This is a genomic window from Limnobacter sp. (genome assembly GCF_043511195.1).
Lineage (GTDB): Bacteria > Pseudomonadota > Gammaproteobacteria > Burkholderiales > Burkholderiaceae_B > Limnobacter.
Window position 1 is genome coordinate 2,204,338 of record NZ_CP121330.1, and the last position, 16,851, is coordinate 2,221,188.

The 16,851-nt window shown below is 51.1% G+C and carries 15 protein-coding genes; 9 read left to right on the forward strand and 6 right to left on the reverse strand.

The window, feature by feature from the left end:
- Positions 1 to 61: 61 nt before the first annotated feature.
- The 3 genes from P0D43_RS10495 to P0D43_RS10505 are packed head-to-tail and all read left to right on the forward strand — an operon-like array spanning position 62 to position 5,681.
- Positions 62 to 1,141 carry an efflux RND transporter periplasmic adaptor subunit gene (locus P0D43_RS10495; RefSeq protein WP_341236395.1) on the forward strand — a complete coding sequence of 360 codons (1,080 nt, stop codon included), beginning with the start codon at positions 62 to 64 and terminating at the stop codon, positions 1,139 to 1,141.
- Positions 1,138 to 4,266, forward strand: a complete 3,129-nt coding sequence (locus tag P0D43_RS10500) for an efflux RND transporter permease subunit (protein ID WP_394672380.1) — start codon at positions 1,138 to 1,140, stop codon at positions 4,264 to 4,266. Before P0D43_RS10495 ends, P0D43_RS10500 begins: the two co-directional genes overlap by 4 nt.
- Complete coding sequence (locus P0D43_RS10505) at positions 4,263 to 5,681, forward strand: efflux transporter outer membrane subunit (RefSeq protein WP_394672381.1); 1,419 nt, start codon at positions 4,263 to 4,265, stop codon at positions 5,679 to 5,681. The genes P0D43_RS10500 and P0D43_RS10505 overlap by 4 nt, the downstream gene beginning before the upstream one ends.
- On the opposite strand, the gene P0D43_RS10510 is transcribed toward P0D43_RS10505, so the two are convergent.
- Positions 5,682 to 7,172, reverse strand: a complete 1,491-nt coding sequence (locus P0D43_RS10510) for an OmpP1/FadL family transporter (RefSeq protein ID WP_394672382.1) — start codon at positions 7,170 to 7,172, stop codon at positions 5,682 to 5,684. It lies immediately after the preceding gene.
- A gap of 277 nt (positions 7,173 to 7,449) precedes the next feature.
- Between P0D43_RS10510 and P0D43_RS10515 the strand changes: the two genes are divergently transcribed.
- A complete protein-coding gene (locus P0D43_RS10515) occupies positions 7,450 to 7,989 on the forward strand; it encodes a hypothetical protein (protein ID WP_394672383.1) in 540 nt (179 codons plus the stop codon).
- 4 nt (positions 7,990 to 7,993) lie between these two features.
- Here the strand turns inward: P0D43_RS10515 and P0D43_RS10520 are convergent, their stop codons facing one another.
- The gene (locus tag P0D43_RS10520; RefSeq protein ID WP_159571755.1) at positions 7,994 to 8,797 is read right to left on the reverse strand and encodes a crotonase/enoyl-CoA hydratase family protein; all 804 of its coding nucleotides are present in this window, start codon (positions 8,795 to 8,797) and stop codon (positions 7,994 to 7,996) included.
- 115 nt (positions 8,798 to 8,912) lie between these two features.
- On the opposite strand from P0D43_RS10520, the gene P0D43_RS10525 reads away from it, so the two are divergent.
- Entirely contained in the window at positions 8,913 to 10,127 is a 1,215-nt protein-coding gene (locus tag P0D43_RS10525; protein WP_394672384.1) for a PcfJ domain-containing protein, read from the forward strand.
- Positions 10,128 to 10,144: 17 nt separating this feature from the next.
- On the opposite strand, the gene P0D43_RS10530 is transcribed toward P0D43_RS10525, so the two are convergent.
- From P0D43_RS10530 to yjgA, 4 genes are all read right to left on the reverse strand, one after another.
- Entirely contained in the window at positions 10,145 to 10,399 is a 255-nt protein-coding gene (locus tag P0D43_RS10530) for a DUF3717 domain-containing protein (protein ID WP_159570141.1), read from the reverse strand.
- Positions 10,400 to 10,470: 71 nt separating this feature from the next.
- Complete coding sequence (locus tag P0D43_RS10535) at positions 10,471 to 11,142, reverse strand: alpha/beta hydrolase (RefSeq protein ID WP_371717245.1); 672 nt, start codon at positions 11,140 to 11,142, stop codon at positions 10,471 to 10,473.
- A gap of 26 nt (positions 11,143 to 11,168) precedes the next feature.
- On the reverse strand, positions 11,169 to 11,765 hold the full coding sequence (gene mog, locus P0D43_RS10540; RefSeq protein WP_394672385.1) for a molybdopterin adenylyltransferase: 597 nt from the start codon (positions 11,763 to 11,765) through the stop codon (positions 11,169 to 11,171).
- Positions 11,762 to 12,316, reverse strand: coding sequence for a ribosome biogenesis factor YjgA (gene yjgA, locus P0D43_RS10545; RefSeq protein ID WP_159570145.1), 555 nt, complete (start codon positions 12,314 to 12,316; stop codon positions 11,762 to 11,764). Before yjgA ends, mog begins: the two co-directional genes overlap by 4 nt.
- A gap of 27 nt (positions 12,317 to 12,343) precedes the next feature.
- On the opposite strand from yjgA, the gene pmbA reads away from it, so the two are divergent.
- The 4 genes from pmbA to P0D43_RS10565 all read left to right on the forward strand — a co-directional run bounded on the left by pmbA (position 12,344) and on the right by P0D43_RS10565 (position 16,844).
- Positions 12,344 to 13,696 (forward strand): metalloprotease PmbA, encoded by a 1,353-nt coding sequence (gene pmbA, locus P0D43_RS10550; RefSeq protein ID WP_394672386.1) that lies wholly within the window; start codon positions 12,344 to 12,346, stop codon positions 13,694 to 13,696.
- A gap of 19 nt (positions 13,697 to 13,715) precedes the next feature.
- On the forward strand, positions 13,716 to 14,804 hold the full coding sequence (locus P0D43_RS10555) for a TRAP transporter substrate-binding protein (RefSeq protein ID WP_394672387.1): 1,089 nt from the start codon (positions 13,716 to 13,718) through the stop codon (positions 14,802 to 14,804).
- A gap of 215 nt (positions 14,805 to 15,019) precedes the next feature.
- A complete protein-coding gene (locus P0D43_RS10560) occupies positions 15,020 to 15,688 on the forward strand; it encodes a response regulator transcription factor (RefSeq protein ID WP_341236387.1) in 669 nt (222 codons plus the stop codon).
- A 10-nt stretch (positions 15,689 to 15,698) separates the two neighbouring features.
- Entirely contained in the window at positions 15,699 to 16,844 is a 1,146-nt protein-coding gene (locus P0D43_RS10565) for a sensor histidine kinase (protein WP_394672388.1), read from the forward strand.
- The last annotated feature ends 7 nt before the right edge of the window (positions 16,845 to 16,851 follow it).

A 16,851-nucleotide genomic window follows, 5' to 3' on the forward strand; every position in this document is an offset into this window, starting at 1 on the left:
CGATGTAGGTACTTTCATACGTGATAACCTTTCTCGTCGCATCTGCAGTGGAGCCTGGGGCTTGATCAAACGTCTGTTTTATTTTCTTGTTCTCGTACTTGCACTGGGAGCGGCCTACTCGGTTTCTCAAACCTTGCTGGGCGATCGATCTCAAAATGCGCCGAAGCAGGGCAGCAAAGGCGCTGCGCCCAAAGTATTGGTTGAAGCTGTAAAGCTTGAGTCCACTGGAAGTTCATTTGGTGCTATTGCAACCGGTTGGGCCGACAAGTCTGCCGAGGTGTTTGCAATTGTGGATGAAAAAGTCACGAAAGTGATGTTCAAGCCGCAGCAGAAAGTCAAACAAGGCGATCTGCTTGTTCAGCAGGATGACCGCGAGGAGCAACTTGCGCTACGGCTCGCGGAAGTGCAGCTCAAAAACACCAAAAGTTTGTTGGACCGATACAAGCAGGCTGTAGGCAAGGGAGCTGTGCCCCAAACCCAGGTTGATTCAGCACAAGCTGATTACGAGGCTGCTCAAGTTGCCGTTGATCAGGCCAAGCTGGCCATTTCCAATCATCAAATTCGAGCGCCATTTGCTGGCGTTGTCGGAATTACCGATATTGATCCAGGCCAGCGGATTGGACCTGGTGTCTTAATTACCGGTGTAGATTCCCGTGAAATTATTTACATTGATTTCGAAGTTCCAGAGGCATTGGTGGGCCAGCTAAGTGCCCTTGCTATGGAACAAATCGAGGTTGTGGCAACCACCCCCTCGGTGCCTGGCCAGAAATTCAAAACGCGTGTTGTTGCCTTGGACAGCCGTCTGAATGCCGAAAAACGTTCGCTGAGGGTTCGGGCAAATATCAGCAACCCCGACGATTTACTGCGCCCCGGAATGTCCTTTGCTGTGCAAATGGCAGTCAAGGGACAAATGCTGGCGTCGGTGCCTGAAATTGCTCTGCAGTGGGATCGGGAAGGATCCTATGTCTGGATGATCCGCGATGGTAAGGCGGACCGTGAGAATGTGCGTGTGGCTGATCGCCGACAGGGTCGGGTGTTTCTCGAAGGCAATATCACGGAAGGTGAAATTGTTGTCGTAGAAGGTGGCTTGCGGCTTGCAGAAGGTGTCGGAGTCGAGCAGGTTGAGGACCCATTGCGATGAGTCGCGCAACGGACGGTTTAACCGCACTGGGGCTGAAAAGGCCAGTGCTGGTCGTGGTGCTGAATCTGTTGATCATGCTCGCCGGCATTGTCAGCATTTTCGGCGTCGAGGTGAGGGAGTTGCCTGACATCGACCGACCCGTAGTTGTTGTTCGTGCAGTTTACCAGGGCGCATCGCCCACCACGATGGATGCCGAGGTGACGTCCAAGGTGGAAGGGGCTGTTGCACGTGTCTCCGGGGTGCTGCGTATTCAAAGCTCGAGCGAGGAAAACAATATGCGGGTGCGCATGGAGTTTTCACCGGATATCGATGTCAACGTAGCCGCCAACGACGTGCGTGAGGCTGTTAGTCGAATTACCAACCAATTGCCGGAAAACCTCGATCAACTTTTGGTGATCAAGGCTGACGACGATGCTCGGCCCGTGGTTCAGCTTGCCGTGTACAGCAACACCTTGGCCATACAGGATCTTGCTGAACGCGTTGAGCGTGATTTGGTGCCTGCCTTTGTGTCAATTGATGGCGTTGCAGATGTTCCGTTGAATGGCAGTCAACCCCGTGTGCTGCGGGTGCTTCTGGACCCTGCAAAGCTGGCCCGCTATGGCATGGTGGCCACCGACGTGCTCAGTAGTCTGGAGACCATGAACCTGGATGTCCCGGCAGGCAGTTATTTGTCAGGCAAACAAGAGCTGTTGGTGCGTGCAAATGCCTCCACCATTGACACTGAAGCCATTAATTCCATATTGATCAAAAATGGCGTACGGGTTCGCGATGTGGCCGAGGTTTATTACGGCCCCATGTCGGCTGAATCGTACTCACTGTTGAACGGGCGTGCCGTGATCGGTATGGGTGTTTTGCGGCAGGCTGGCGGCAACACCATTGCGATCGCCAGCGATGTGAAAAAACGGATGGCGCAGATCAATGCGCAGTCCAAGGACCTGCAAGTCATCGTGATTTCCGACGATTCAGTATTCATTAAAGGTGCATTGCAAGAAGTACTGATGTCGCTGATGTTTGCCGTTGTGGTGGTGTTGATTGTTATTGCTGTGTTTTTAGGGCAGTGGAAGGCGGTGCTCATTCCTGCAGTCACCATGCCTGTCTCGCTGGTGGGCACTTTGGCGGCGATCTGGTTGGCAGGTTTTTCGGTCAATATGCTGACTCTTCTTGCCTTGGTGCTGGCCACCGGACTGATTGTCGATGATGCCATTGTGGTGCTCGAGAATATTCAACGCCGCAAGAAACTGGGTGAAAGCATCACGGTGGCTTCTTTGCTGGGAACGAAACAGGTTTTCTTTGCTGTCATTGCAACCACTGCCTCTTTGGTGGCGGTATTTTTGCCAATTGCTTTTTTGCCCGGCGAAACAGGTCGTCTGTTTCGGGAGTTCGGCATGGTGTTGTCGATGGCGGTCATCATCAGTACTTTTGTTGCATTGAGCCTGTGCCCCATGCTGGCTTCAAAACTCCTGAAAGAAGACGCGCCTTCTACCGGTCAAGTCGCTCGTTTGATGGGTCATCTTCAAGCGTTCGGAGATCGAATTGCAAATGCATATTTCCGTACCCTTGATGGTTTCTTGCATCACAGACTGGTTTTTTTGTTGGTATTTCTCGGCGTCGCACTTGCTGGTGGATTAACGTTTACTCTGCTGAATCAAGAACTGGTACCCCCAGAGGACAGGGGGCGATTGATCGTTGATTTTACCGGGCCCGATGGTGCCTCACTCGAATACAGCGGAAGACAAGGGCAAATTGCCGAGAACATCATGAGACCCTATCAAGAGCAGGGACTCATCACTGATATGTTCACGATTGTTGGCCGATACGACAAGAATCGCGTGGCCATTCAGGCCAATTTGGCTGACTGGAGCGAGCGCGACACAAGCCAACAAGAACTTGCAGCCAAATTGAGCAAAGAGCTTTCGAGTATCCCGGGTGCACAGGTGCGTTTCCGGAATGAAAGCAGCTTGAACATTCGTGGTGGCGGTGGCGGCTTGCAAATCGCCTTGTTGGGCGATGATTACGATGTGCTGGCCAACAATGCAGACTTGTTGGCAGAAGCCTTGCTCAAGCAGATTGATGCGGTTCAGGACGTTCGCGTTCAGTACGATACTTCGCAGCCCGAGCTGGGCTTTGAAATTAATCGCGAGAAAGCCAGCGACTTACAGGTGCCTGTAAGCCGGGTTACCCAAACTTTGCAAATTATGGCTGACGAATACCAGTTGCTTGATTTAAGTGTGGGGGATCAGGCTGTGCCCGTAATGCTGGATTCCAGCAATGGCAGCTTGAATTCTCCCTTTGATTTGCTGAACATTTATACCAGCAGTGAAACAGGCCAGCTTGTGCCACTGGCCTCGATGATTAACGTACAAGAACGCGGAGTGGCCGCTGAATTGGACCGCCATGCCCAGCGCAGGGCGGTGGAATTGAATATCGGCATTCCACCGGGTACCGATTTGGGCACCACGATGCAACAAATCCGCGCGGTCGCGGATGCTACGCTGCCATCGACATCGACTTTAATTTTTCTTGGCGAAGCAGCCACGCTGGAGGAATCCTCCAATGAAATGCTGATCACTTTCGCTGTTGCACTCATTGTGGTGTTCCTCGTGTTGGCAGCTCAATTTGAAAGTGTGGGCAGTGCTTTGGTGGTGATGTTCACTGTGCCATTCGGGCTTGCCGCAGCGGTGTTTGCCTTGCTGATTACCAATCAATCGCTGAATCTGTTTAGTCAAATTGGCTTGGTGCTGCTCATTGGTTTGATGACTAAAAATGCGATTTTGCTGGTTGAACTGATGGACCAGCTTCGCGATGAAGGACACAGCATTGACTCGGCCATTCGGGAGGGTGCACGCATGCGGCTTCGCCCGATTGCGATGACCGTGCTATCCACTTTATTGGGCGTACTTCCTTTGGTTTTAATGTCAGGTCCCGGGGCCGAAGCGCGTGAAGCCATTGCCTGGGTGGTGTTGGGTGGTTTGGGGCTTTCCACTTTATTTACGCTTTATCTTGCTCCGATGGGCTACAGCTTTATCGCGCCTTTCATGAAACCAAGGGCACACGCCGCAGAATTGCTCGACAAAGAAATTGAAGCTTATGAAACCAGTTTGAAAAAAGGCGAGGTGGACGTATGAAGCGCACCGCCTGGATACTCAAGCTGACATCGACCCTTGCGTTGTTATCGGCTTGTGCAAGCGCACCGCCTGATTTACCCAAGTCTGAAACCAGGCCACCGGAAAAATTTGTAGCACAGGATATTCTGCAAAATTTGAGCAGCGTTCAAGACGTTGGAATTGCTGGTGTTCGGTGGTGGGAAGGATTCAACGATCCTGTATTAAATCAGCTCGTCAACACCAGCATTGACAACAATTTTCAAATCGCAGCTGCGGCAGCGCGCGTTAAAGAGGCCCGTGCCTTGCTGGAATTTAGCGAAGCAGGGGATTCCCTCTTGGTCGAGCTGGATGCAGAGGTCAGCGGCCAGAAATCAGATCGAAACAACAGCACTTCCAGTAACAATGCTCGCGATGAACGCCGTAACTTGTTGGGTCTCGGTTTTACTTTGCCACTTGATCTGGCAGGTCGGGTTGAGCAAGAAGTACGTGCGGCAGCTGCAAACCTTTTGGCTGAACAGGCAGGTTTGCGAGCCCAGATCATCGCAACCAGTACTGCTGTTGCCCAAGAGTACTTGAGCTTGCGTGGCAATCAGAAACAATTGGCGATGTTGAAGGAATCGGTCGAGCTACAGGAAAAAACATTGGCAATTGTTCAAGCCAGATTTGAAAGTGGTTTGTCACCCGAGCTCGATGTAAGGCGCGCAGAAACATCGGTGGAGAATTTAAGAGCAAGCATTGCTCCTCTGCAACGGGCTTTGCAAGATTCTCGTCACCGCTTGGCAACCTTGAGCGGTCAATTTCCCGGTGCTTATGAACAATTGTTAAGGCCAGAGGGCAATTTGCCTGAATATCGATTGGGTATTCCCGTCAGCGTGCCGTTCCAAGTCATTCAAGCCAGACCCGATGTTCAATTGGCGCAAGCGAGATTTTCCCAGGCCGCCGCTGAGGTTGGCGTGGCGCAAGCGGATTTTTATCCCAGCATTGAATTGATGGCCAATATTCAGATTGGAAGCACCGCCATCAATTCAAACCCTGCGACCAGCCTGCTGATCGGCTCTTTGGCTGCCGCATTGAACCAGGTGGTGTATGACGGTGGTGCCAGAAATGCCAGGCTGAATGCAGCGTTGGCCCGCGCCGAAGGCGCTTTGGCCGAGTATGAGCAGGTACTTCGGGTGGTTACACAAGAGGTTGAGAACGCATTAACTGCCATCGACGCCTCAACGTCCCGGCAAACAGCGCTAGGCAAGGCCGTGGTATCAAGTAAACGGAGTTTTGAGCAAGCCGATGCCCTTTACCAATTGGGCTTGATCAGCTTTCTGGACGTGGTGGACGCACAGCGCGTTTATGCCAACGCCGAACAGGCATTGGCTACGGAACAAACCAATTACGCAACATTGATTGCTGGTTTATTCCGAGCACTGGGTGTGCAATCCTGATTAAAACCGCTCGGTAATGCCGACACCAAAAAAGTGAGTATCCAGTTGCACATTGCCTCGAAAGTCGCCACCGCGAACTTCAGGTGGTGTAATGCTTTTGTTGTTTCCAACCGGTGCCGGGTCAGTGTCCAGTTTTTGGTAAGCAAAGTGAATGCTGGTGTCGCGGCTTAAATCGAACTGCCCGCCAAACGCAAAATATTGTCGATCACTGTCAGGCAAAATCGTGATTCTGGTTTCATCGTCAATGACGCTGTTTTCAATCGCGTAACCCGCACGCAGTGTTAGCCTTTTGTAAAGCTTGTAATTCAAACCAACCCGGTACGATTCTGCAGCCACAAAATTTTGCGGAATATTTTCCAGTGTTCGTCCATTGCTTTCGCGCACAAAATTCAAAGTGGTCACCGAGAAATCCTGGCGCGTATACGTGGCCATTAAATCCAGTTTGGGCGTGGCATGGTGAAACACAGAAAGCCGCAATTCATCGGGTAAGGTAATTTCCTGTTTGATGATTTGTTCGGGTGCCAAGTCACCGGCTGCCTGAGGACCGTTTACACCCAGTGCCCCAAATGCAAGATTGTTGATCAGGCTGTCGCTGTTAAGGAATGCGCGAAAGGCTGCCTGTTCAGGCGAGTCGTCCAGTTTAAATTTACCGCGATTGCCCGTAAATTCAGTTTTTGGCCGATAGGAAATGCCCACACGGGTGTTTTCAGTGGGCTCCCACAAACCACCCAACTGCGCGTTAAATGCCCAGCCAAACATGCGCAGGCCCGCGTTACTCTCGCCGGGAATGGGTGGTGCCCCAATCAATGCACCGGCAGGCCCCTCAATCAGCGCGGCGGAGCCAGGTGCCAAGGCCTCAACAGCTTCGCGATAATTCAGTTTTAACTTGATGGACTGAAAGTAGCGCTCATATGAGCCATTCAAACCCCAGGAAAGAGTGGGGCTTAATTTGTAACCAAATCCAAGATTCAGTCGTGTTACTTTGAAGTCAATGTCGCGACCCTGGTTGCGTCCCGGGAAATTTTCATCGTAATGAATCACCAAACCATGTGAAGCTGAAGCACCAAAGCCCATGACCAGTTTTTCATTGATCGGAATGGCAATAAACAGGTTGGGGGCCAAAGCAGCGGCATCGTAGCCGTCTTTGCGGCTGAATACCTGGCCGTTTTGACCTTGCGGCGCTCCGGAGTCGGCGCCGTCATTATTCTGGGTCGAGGTGTAATCAGTCCCAATCGCGATCACTGCCGCACCTTGGGTTAATTCAGCGCGTTTAAACCTTGTCAGTGCTGCCGGGTTGGCAAACAACACCGATGCATCACCGGCCTCTGCGGCTTGACCGGCAGAGGCATTTCCCATCGCACTGATACTGGTGGCGTCAAAAGCAGTACCACCCGCTTGGGCGGAAGTCCCGTAGGCCAAGCCGAACAAAGTGGCAGCGGCCACACGGGTCAATGGAAAAAGGAAATCCGTCCTTCGTGAAGAAGAATGCATTGCTGTTGTCTCCGGTATTTTGGTCAGTTCACTTGCAAGAGGTGGTAGCTCGAAGTAGTGACTTTTATGTAGTCATTTCAGTGTATCACCAAAGCTGAAAAATGTTACTTTCAGGTATTGAAGTAGATTGGATACTCTAAAGGATGGCCTTGGCCTTGATTCTAGGGCGAAAACGTGTAGTTCACCCACAGTGGGGTTAGTCCAATCTTGCAATTCAGTAAAACTCAAGATGACCGTTAATTGAAGTAAGTAAATTTCTGTATTGAAGGGGTGTGTCATGGCACTTATTGGCTCAAAACAGCTGGCTTTGATGGCCCTTGCCCTGATGACAGGTTGCTTCTACCTGGGGGTGCTTGGTGCCGCTGAGCCGCTTGCCTTGAAGGTGAGCGAAAAACTTGGCAATCGAATGCTGGCTCCCGCCAATACGGTTGATCGAGAAAAACCCATGCCGGGATTGTTGGGCAAAGTCAGTTTATTCAGGGGAGTTGCGGTGGATGAAGGGGTAGTTATCCCCTCGAACCTGAACACAAGCAAAACAGGTTTGGCTGTGTCAGCAGCAAAGCCAGAGTCCTTAATCAAGGCAATTTACGGTGGTCTGCAAGTGTCACTTCAAGAGAACCTGAGCCTTGTTTACACACCGGGCCGATTGTCCAGCACCACATTGAACAGCGAAAGTCAGGGTTTGTATTTGCTCACCAATCGCGGTGGTTTGGCGAACTGGTTTTTCGGTGTTGAATCCAGTTCTTATTCCACCACGGCGGATTCACGCCAAGTTTCGAATTCAGCGAAATTCGGCGTCATTGTCAGTCTGAATTAGTTTCTTACTGAACGGTTTCGCCGTGGCGACCCAGGCCTTCCTTGAAGGCAGTTGCGCCTTCAACTGTTTCGCCCGATGTCAGGGTATTCAAACCGAATTCAAACTCTTCCTCCAGCGCTTCACGTTCACCGAATCCCCATTGAGTCAGCACGCTTTGCCTGTCGTTGCGCATGCAGGTTTGTGGATGTTTGCTCAACAGGCTGGCCAATTCAATGGCGCCTTCCAGTGCGGTTCTTTCTTTTTCAAAGCGGTTGGCCAAGCCCCACGAGAAGGCCTCGGCTGCATCGACCGGGCGACCAGTCAAAATCATGTCCATGGCACGGCTTTGGCCGATTAACCGAGGCAAACGCACGGTGCCGCCATCAATCAACGGCACACCGAAACGTCGACAAAACACACCAAATACTGCAGTGCTGTCGGCAACCCGCATATCACACCACGCAGCCAATTCAAGTCCACCTGCCACACAGTAGCCAGACACTGCGGCGATAACGGGTTTGCTCAATTCCATGCGGCTTATTCCCATGGGGCCAGCACCATGTCTTTCCATGCGGTTTACGCGGCTTGGATCACCCGATGCAACTGCTTTTAAGTCTGCACCTGCGCAAAAATTGCCACCCTCGCCAGTCAGAATAGCCACGCGTGCTACCGCATTGGTTTCAAATGATTGAAACGCTTTTTCAAGTTGATCAGCGGTGTATCGATCGACGCAGTTACGAGCCTCTGCTCGATTGATGGAAATTTTCCAGATCTCGCCTTGCTGTAAGATCTCTATGTTGACGGGTTCTTCTGACTTGTTGTCCATCATGCGCCCTTTGTTAGATTTTGAATTGAACACAGCCATCAGCATACCGCGAGTTAAGTCGCCGCGGCTGCCTGCGCGTTTGGTGAGCACCAGAACAGGACTTTATTTTGAATGGGGCATGAGAGCACGTGCCAAACTGGCTGAATCCTGTCGGGTTGTTTTGACGGACGAGGCGGCATGGAACTTGAAATCGGATTTGATGCGATCGGTTTGGCAAGCCCCACCGAGTATTCAGATTCCAGGTGATTTGCAGGACTCTGAATTGTGTTTTCCGCTTGCTGCTGCCAGCCTGAACGACATTCAACGAGCCTGGACAAGTGCAATTCGAAGACGCTATGGCAGCCATGTTCTTAAACTCGTCTTGCGCATCGTACCCAAACACACCACCTTGCTGGATTTAAGCCAGGTGGCTGCATTTAAAACCGTGCTTCAGAACAGGTTAAGTGAAAATCTGGCATTGGCACCCTTGCTTGCTCAAGACCGCGGCATGTGGAGCAATTTACCGAACTGGCAACTGGTTAAGAACCGAATGTTGGCACAAGGCATGAGCCAGCAAACCTGGCGTTGGTTGACGCATCAAAAAACCGCCTACATTGCGCGAGTTAATTGGGGGCAGCTAAGTCACTTGAGCTGGGTGAATTTTCATGCCGCTTTAGACCGCTCAATTCCGATTTCCTGGGTGGACAAGCAAACTGCCGCGTTGATGGGTTTTGGTGGGCTAAGTACCTGGCTTAGGCGCAATCACGAAAATTTGGGTTCTGTTGCCGCTTTGAATGTTTTGCGCGGAGTCAGGTTGGCCTTGGAGCGACGCGAGAGTAATTTCAAGCTTGAGCACCGAAGGGAACTTGAGCAGGAAGAATTTCCCTTGATTGCGGATTGGTTGCTCGGAAGCGCTGCCAGCGCTACCAAACGCCCAGTCATCATTTCAAGAAACTGGACGTATGACACTTTAATGGCTCGTCAGGCGCATTGGCATTTGGTCGAACTGGATTTGGATTTTGGGCGACAAAATGTATTTTGGCCCGAAATTCTGGGTATGGGCAGCTTGGGTGAAAACATTGAGTTTATTGAATTGAACTCGTTGAATGCACTGCTGAATGAAGCCAAAAAAATGCACCATTGCGTGCCGTCCTACATTGATCGCTGCATGGCTGGCGATATTTGTATTTTTCATCTTCAAATTAAAGGCCACAGCCCACAACGTGGCACGCTGGAGTTAAGGCGGATTGGCGCCAATGGATGGCAAATCAGTCAATTAAAAGGACCTTGCAATGCACCTGTTTCAAGTCAGTTGTGGAGCGCAGCGTACCTATTGATAAGCCGTGCAAATTAGCATTGCTACACGGCAATTCAAGCGGCCTGATTTTGTCGACCTGCATAGGCCTGTTCGGCTTCACGAAGCGCTTTTTTGGCTTTTGCTGAAAATTCGGCGATCGAAATATCGTGCGCTTGAAAAATGATCATGCGAGCATACAGCTCAGCCAAACAGGCTGCTTGTGGACACAGTGTCATGGTGTCTCTTGAGGACGGGTATTTTGAGCGCCAATAGTTGATTGCGCGTTCCAGTTCAATAATCGAAATCAGTTGTTGCGCTTGCGCTGGCATAGGTACACCTGCTTGGTTATTACTGGGGTCAAGTATAAACCAAAAAAGCTGTTTATATATACAGTAAAAGATTAAAGCACGCGCTTTAAGAAATTGGCTATTTCAACCACCTCTTCACCGCAAACAGAATGGGCCATGGGGTAGGTGTGCCATTGAATGTCCATGTTTTTGCTTTGCAGCAGTTTCACGGCTTTTTCCCCGCGCTCGATCAACACAATGTTGTCTTGTTCACCATGAGCGGCCAACACAGGAATACTCAAACTGTCTGGGTTCAATTCAGAATCCAGTGTGTTTTCGCAAGGCAGGTAAGTTGACAAGGCGATCAATCCTGCCAATTTGTGTGTCGTGCGCAAACCCACCTGGTAAGCAATTGCACCACCTTGAGAAAAACCAGCCAGTACAATTTTTTCAGGCGTAAAACCCAGGGCGATTTGATCGTTGATCAATCGTTCTACTGTGGCCTGGCTTTGCCGTATGCCACCTTCATCTTCCTGGCGTTGCAGGTCAACGTTTTTAATGTCGTACCATGCACGCATTACGTAACCACCGTTGATGCTCACCGGAATTTTCGGCGCGTGTGGAAATACAAATCGTGTGCTCGGCAAACCCATTTGCTCAAGTTCTTTGACAATGGGTACGAAGTCGTAACCATCTGCACCCAAGCCATGCAGCCAAATCACGCAAGCAGTGGGTTTCGGGCCAGTTTCAACAACAACACATTCAATATTCGGGTTTGAATCCAGGTTCACGGTGTACTTCCTTCTGCGGATTAGCCTTCGGCAGGCTTTCGTAGGGCCGACTTGGGCCGAAATGCTTTGATTACCGCTTCATTGGTTTCCATGTACGGACCACCAATCAAATCGATGCAATAGGGAACAGCCGCGAAAATGCCTTTCACCAGGCTATTGCCTTCCTTGTCTTTTAAACCTTCCAGGGTTTCAGCAATGGCCTTGGGTTGGCCCGGTAAATTCAAAATAAGACTTTCACCACGAATTACGGCTACTTGCCTCGACAAAATCGCTGTGGGTACAAAGTGCAGGCTGATCTGGCGCATTTGCTCGCCAAAGCCAGGCATTTCCTTGTGCGCCACTGCCAGGGTCGCTTCCGGAGTAACGTCGCGTTTGGCAGGGCCTGTGCCACCCGTGGTGCAAATCAAATTGCAGCGGTGCTCATCAGCCAGATTTTTCAAGGCATTTTCAATGTCGGCTTGTTCGTCGGGAATAAGTACCTCAACAAACTCAATTGGATTGAGCAGGGCATTTTGCAACCAGGTTTTCAGGCTGGGGATGCCTTGGTCTTGGTAAACCCCTGCCGAGGCACGGTCACTCACCGACACCAACCCAATTTTTACCGCGTCAACACTCATGCTTCGTCTTCCTCGGCTTTTTCTTCGATCAAACGGTAAATGATCTGAAACAACTGGCGGAAATTTCTCGGCGCTTTTTTCGCAGCGCGTTCTTGCACCGCTTGCCGAATGATCGGGTTCAGGTTTTCACGGGCTGCGGCGGGGTAGCTTTCGATGAACGTGGCCAGCAGGCTGGGGTCTTCAATCAAGCGATCGCGCCATTGCTCTGCAGCGTGCAGGTGCAACACCTTGAGTTTTTGTTCCACGGTTTCGCCATTGACCCACGCTTGAATGTCTTCATGCTCTTCATCGCGCATCAACTTACCGATGAATTGCATTTGACGTTTTTTGGCGCCAAATGACTTGCACTTGTGAAATTCTGCGATCTCGAGAAGCAGGCGTTCGCCGATCGGTGCCCGTTTGACTTTGTCGTAGGGCATTTCGCACAGGGTTTTGCCCAAATCCTGCAGGGCCAGCATGTCTCGCTTCACCGATGACTTGCTGGGGCGATCATATTCTTCAAACTCGCCCTGTTTTTCGTTTTCTGGTTCCATGGGCTGTATATTAGCCATTTTTAGCAGCATTTTTCGCAGGGCAATATGGGCTTTAGCTTTAAATCCGAGACATTTCAGGAATTAACCGAATACGCATTGAAAAAAGCCAAATCGCTGGGGGCCACCGATTGTGCGGTGGATATCAGCGAAGCAGTGGGTCAATCGGTCAGCGTGCGCATGGGTGAAATCGAAACCATTGAGCACACGCGCGACAAAAGCTTTGGTGTCAGTGTATTTAAGGGGAAGAAACGGGGCAATGCCTCCTCGTCCGATTTTTCTCTGGAAGCGATTGATTCTGCCATTCGCGCGGCCTTGGACATTGCCAAGTACACGGCAGCGGATAAATTCGCGGGCCTGCCTGATGAAGAGAATATTTCCAAGCGTCATCGCGACCTTGATTTGTACTATCCGTGGAGCTTAAGCACCGCCAAAGCGGTTGAAAAGGCTTTAACGATGGAGCAGGCGGCGTTTGATGTCAGCAAGCAGATTCGAAATTCCGACGGCGCCAATGTTTCCAGTGAATCAGGTCATTTTTTTGCGGCCAACAGCAAGGGCTTCAAGGGCGGTTATCCCTATTCACGCCATTCACTGTCGGTGTCGCCAATTGCACAAGCGAAGAAGTCCAAACACAGTCCCATGCAGCGCGACTTCTGGTATTCCTCCGAGCGCAAAGCCAAAGACCTGGCCAAACCTGCCAAAATTGGCGCCTATGCAGCACAGCGCGCCTTGGCGCGTCTGGGCTCAAAGCCCATTACCACGCGCAACTGTCCGGTTATTTTTGAGGCACCCATTGCGGCAAGTTTGGTGAGCCATTATGTGGGCGCTGTATCGGGCTCATCGCTTTATCGCAAAACCAGCTTTTTGCTGAATTCACTGGGCAAGCAGGTTTGGGCGCCGCATATCACGATCAAGGAAGACCCGTTCATTGAAGGTGCACATGGCAGCTCGCCTTTCGATGAAGAAGGTGTGAAAGTGAAGGCGCGCACCGTGGTCAAAAAAGGTGCGTGTAATGGTTATTTCCTTTCAAGTTATTCGGCCCGCAAATTGGGCATGGAAACCACGGGCAATGCCGGCGGCACTCACAACCTTATTCTCAGCTCCACCAAAACAGTCTCGGGTGGCCTTGATGCATTGCTTAAAACCATGGGCACCGGTTTGTTGGTCACCGAAATGATGGGGCAGGGTGTGAATGGTGTCACTGGCGATTATTCTCGCGGTGCATTTGGTTATTGGGTGGAGAACGGCATTATTGTTCACCCGGTTGAAGAAATTACGATTGCCGGCAATTTGAAAGACATGTTGGCCAATATTGTGGCTGTGGGTGACGATGCCTATTGGCGCGGCAGCAAACATGTTGGCAGCATCTTGATTGAATCCATGACCGTTGCAGGGAATTAAGAAAAAAGGAGACAAAGCAATGGAACGTCGTTCCTTTCTCAAAAAGGCAGGTTTGGGGGCTGCTGCCGCCACCGCAGCCGCTTCAGGAACAGCGGCATTGGCTGCAGATGGCCCAAGCGTGCGCTGGAGACTAACATCCAGCTTCCCCAAAAGCCTTGATGCCTTGTGGGGTGCCTCCCCACAGTTGGCCAAACGCGTGTCTGAATTGACTGGTGGCAAATTTGACATTCGCCCATTCGCGGCGGGTGAAATTGTGCCGGGTTTGCAGGTGCTTGATGCGGTACAGCGTGGCACCGTAGAGTGCGGCCACACAGCGGGTTACTACTACGTTGGCAAAGACGCGACATTCGCATTTGAGGCTGGCTTGCCCTTCGGCTTGACCGCACGCCAACAAAACGCCTGGCTTTATCATGGTGGTGGCTTGCAAATGACCCGAGACTTTCTGAAGGGTTACAACATCGTTAATTTTCCTGGGGGTAACACCGGCACGCAAATGGGCGGCTGGTGGCGCAAGGAAGTAAAAAGCCTGAACGACCTGAAAGGTTTGAAAGTTCGAATTCCCGGGTTTGGCGGCAAGATCATGGCGGCGCTGGGTGCCGTACCACAGACCATTGCAGGCGGTGACATTTATCCCGCTCTGGAGAAGGGCACCATTGATGCAGCGGAGTGGGTGGGGCCTTATGACGATGAAAAGTTGGGCTTCCAGAAAGTGGCCAAGTTTTACTACTACCCCGGCTTTTGGGAGCCAGGCCCTTCCTTGAGCTTTTACATTAATCTGGATGCTTGGAACAATTTGCCGAAAGCTTATCAGGCGGCATTCGAAGTAGCGGCCGCTGAAGTCAACGTGATGATGACAGCCGAATACGACGCCAAAAACCCAGCCGCACTGAATCGTTTGATTCAAGGTGGTGCCCAGCTTCGGATTTATCCGCGCGACATTCTGGATGCGGCCTACAAAGAAGCTGAAAAGCTTTATGCCGACGAATCAAGCAACAATCCGAAATTCAAGAAAATTTTTGCCTCCTGGAATCGTTTCCGAAATGACCAGAACAACTGGTTTCGGGTTGCAGAGAATTCCATGGCGTCGTACATACCCAGATCGAAGTAAGTTTTTGACCTACGCAAGTGGGGTCAGATATAAAGAGCGGCTGACTGGCCGCTCTTTTTCGTTTAATGGAACCAAAAGCCTGGCGCAAGTCACCCAACGCAGTGTCGCCCCTATCGGGGTTGTTCGCACTTCTTTTGGCTGTCGTAATGAATGGCAAGGGCACTATTCACTTCTGAACGACAGTTTCTGACACTTGACTTGTATGGGACAAATTTATGTCGACTCCTAATCAGCTACGCGTATTTATTATTGACGATCATCCAATCATTGCAATGGCCTTGCGCGACATCATGAATTCGCGCTACACCGACCTGGAAGTCAAGCTTTTCAGCCGGATTGGGCCCGCGCTGGAACACAGCCGGTTCGAGCAACCTGACCTTGTGCTTCTCGACTTGGGTTTGCCCGACATGACTCCCGAGAAGGTGCTGGAAACAGCCCTTGAAACTTTTGATTACAGCCGCACGCTGGTGATCTCCGGGAACGAGGAAATTCTCGGCGATATGGCTGATGAATATCCAGAAACCGAATTCGTATCGAAGGGCATTACCCAAGACCGTGTGCTGAGCGTGCTCGACAGCATGGTATTGCGTTTGCGTCGAAACAACTGGACTGATCAAATCAGTCAAAAAACGCAGCATGCCAGCGGATTTACGATTGGACAAAGAATGGCTCGAATTACCGAGCGACAAGTGTCTGTGCTGTACCGAATCGCCAAGGGCGAATCCAATCATGAAATTGCCCAGAATTTGGGACTGTCGCCTGAAACGGTGAAAACGCATGTCCGCAGTATTTTGGCGCGCTTGAATGCCAGAAACCGACTGGAAGCGGCCATGCTGTATCGCGCTTGGCAGGAACAGAAAACCGATGAGGTTTATTCCGATTAAGCCGCGCCCAATGAGACAAATCAATCGGCTTAGCGCATGGGTACAACAACACTACGATGCTTGTTTGTTGGCTTCATTGTGCTTGTTGCCCTTGTCTTTTCAGTTGTTGGGCCTGGACACAGGCGCTCAATCCCAACTGGCGTATATCGCTTTTATTAGCGGCTGTTTGCTCAATGCCAAGGTGTCTTGCAGGCGTGCGTTTCGGGTACCGCCCACCGAGAAACTTTGGTTTTTGGTGTTTGCGTCCGCTTTCGGTGGTTGGGTATTGTCATTGAATTGGCACCATCTTAGTTTTGCGGTGTTGTGTTGGGTTACGCCATTTACTTTGCTGGCAGTTTTACTCGAAAGGCAGCACAGGTACAGCATTGCAAAACAACGCATTCAAAACAGGCGAACGCAGCAAGCCCGTTGGCGCAATGCCAAGCATGGTGTACTCAGTGAGTGGAAAGACCGCTTGCGCTGGCTTGCGGGTGTGCAGCACGACATGCGTCAGCCATTGCACGCATTGGGTTTGCTGGTTGGGCACCCTTCGCTGGACACTTATCATCAACATACGGCTTCCAATCAGGTTATTCGTCAAATGACCAGTTGTCAGCGTTGGCTTCACGACCTGGCCGAAAACATGTTGGAGGCCACCAGGCTTGAGCTCGGTGAGCAACGTGAAAAGCGGATTGAAAGTATTTCGAGCACCGAGCTTTGCAAGTCGCTCGAGGGCTGGATGGGGCAGTTGGCTGAAACCAAAGGATTGACCTTCGAGGTGGATGTTGAGGAGTTCCTGATTCACACTGATGCGCGGCGATTGAAACGTGTCATGGGGAATCTGGTATTTAACGCCGTAGAACATACACTTGAGGGTGGCGTGGCTTTTTCGTATCGACGCCATGGTGGCATTCACCGTTTTACCGTGACAGATTCAGGCCCAGGTCTTCAAGAAGACATATTGCAGCATCAGGCTGCCAGGTACTCTACCTTCGGTAGCGATCTTCCGAAAACTGGCATAGGTTTGTACGTGGTTAAACGCCTTTGTCAGGAAATGGAATGGAATTTGTCGATGTGCAATGTCAAAGAGGGCGGCACGGTGTTTGTGCTTGAACTCGCCGATCGAATTTCAAGCAAGGCTGAGGTTGTGGGGTTGGGCTCTAAAAGAGCCGGCTAATTTGATA

Coding starts and splice junctions, on each gene's coding strand:
- P0D43_RS10515 (WP_394672383.1), top strand. CDS start 7,450: ATGGCACTTATTGGCTCAAAACAGCTGGCTTTGATGGCCCTTGCCCTG.
- mog (WP_394672385.1), bottom strand. CDS start 11,765: ATGAGTGTTGACGCGGTAAAAATTGGGTTGGTGTCGGTGAGTGACCGT.
- P0D43_RS10560 (WP_341236387.1), top strand. CDS start 15,020: ATGTCGACTCCTAATCAGCTACGCGTATTTATTATTGACGATCATCCA.
- P0D43_RS10520 (WP_159571755.1), bottom strand. CDS start 8,797: ATGATGGACAACAAGTCAGAAGAACCCGTCAACATAGAGATCTTACAG.
- yjgA (WP_159570145.1), bottom strand. CDS start 12,316: ATGGCTAATATACAGCCCATGGAACCAGAAAACGAAAAACAGGGCGAG.
- P0D43_RS10525 (WP_394672384.1), top strand. CDS start 8,913: ATGAGAGCACGTGCCAAACTGGCTGAATCCTGTCGGGTTGTTTTGACG.
- pmbA (WP_394672386.1), top strand. CDS start 12,344: ATGGGCTTTAGCTTTAAATCCGAGACATTTCAGGAATTAACCGAATAC.
- P0D43_RS10565 (WP_394672388.1), top strand. CDS start 15,699: ATGAGACAAATCAATCGGCTTAGCGCATGGGTACAACAACACTACGAT.
- P0D43_RS10500 (WP_394672380.1), top strand. CDS start 1,138: ATGAGTCGCGCAACGGACGGTTTAACCGCACTGGGGCTGAAAAGGCCA.
- P0D43_RS10530 (WP_159570141.1), bottom strand. CDS start 10,399: ATGCCAGCGCAAGCGCAACAACTGATTTCGATTATTGAACTGGAACGC.
- P0D43_RS10510 (WP_394672382.1), bottom strand. CDS start 7,172: ATGCATTCTTCTTCACGAAGGACGGATTTCCTTTTTCCATTGACCCGT.
- P0D43_RS10505 (WP_394672381.1), top strand. CDS start 4,263: ATGAAGCGCACCGCCTGGATACTCAAGCTGACATCGACCCTTGCGTTG.
- P0D43_RS10555 (WP_394672387.1), top strand. CDS start 13,716: ATGGAACGTCGTTCCTTTCTCAAAAAGGCAGGTTTGGGGGCTGCTGCC.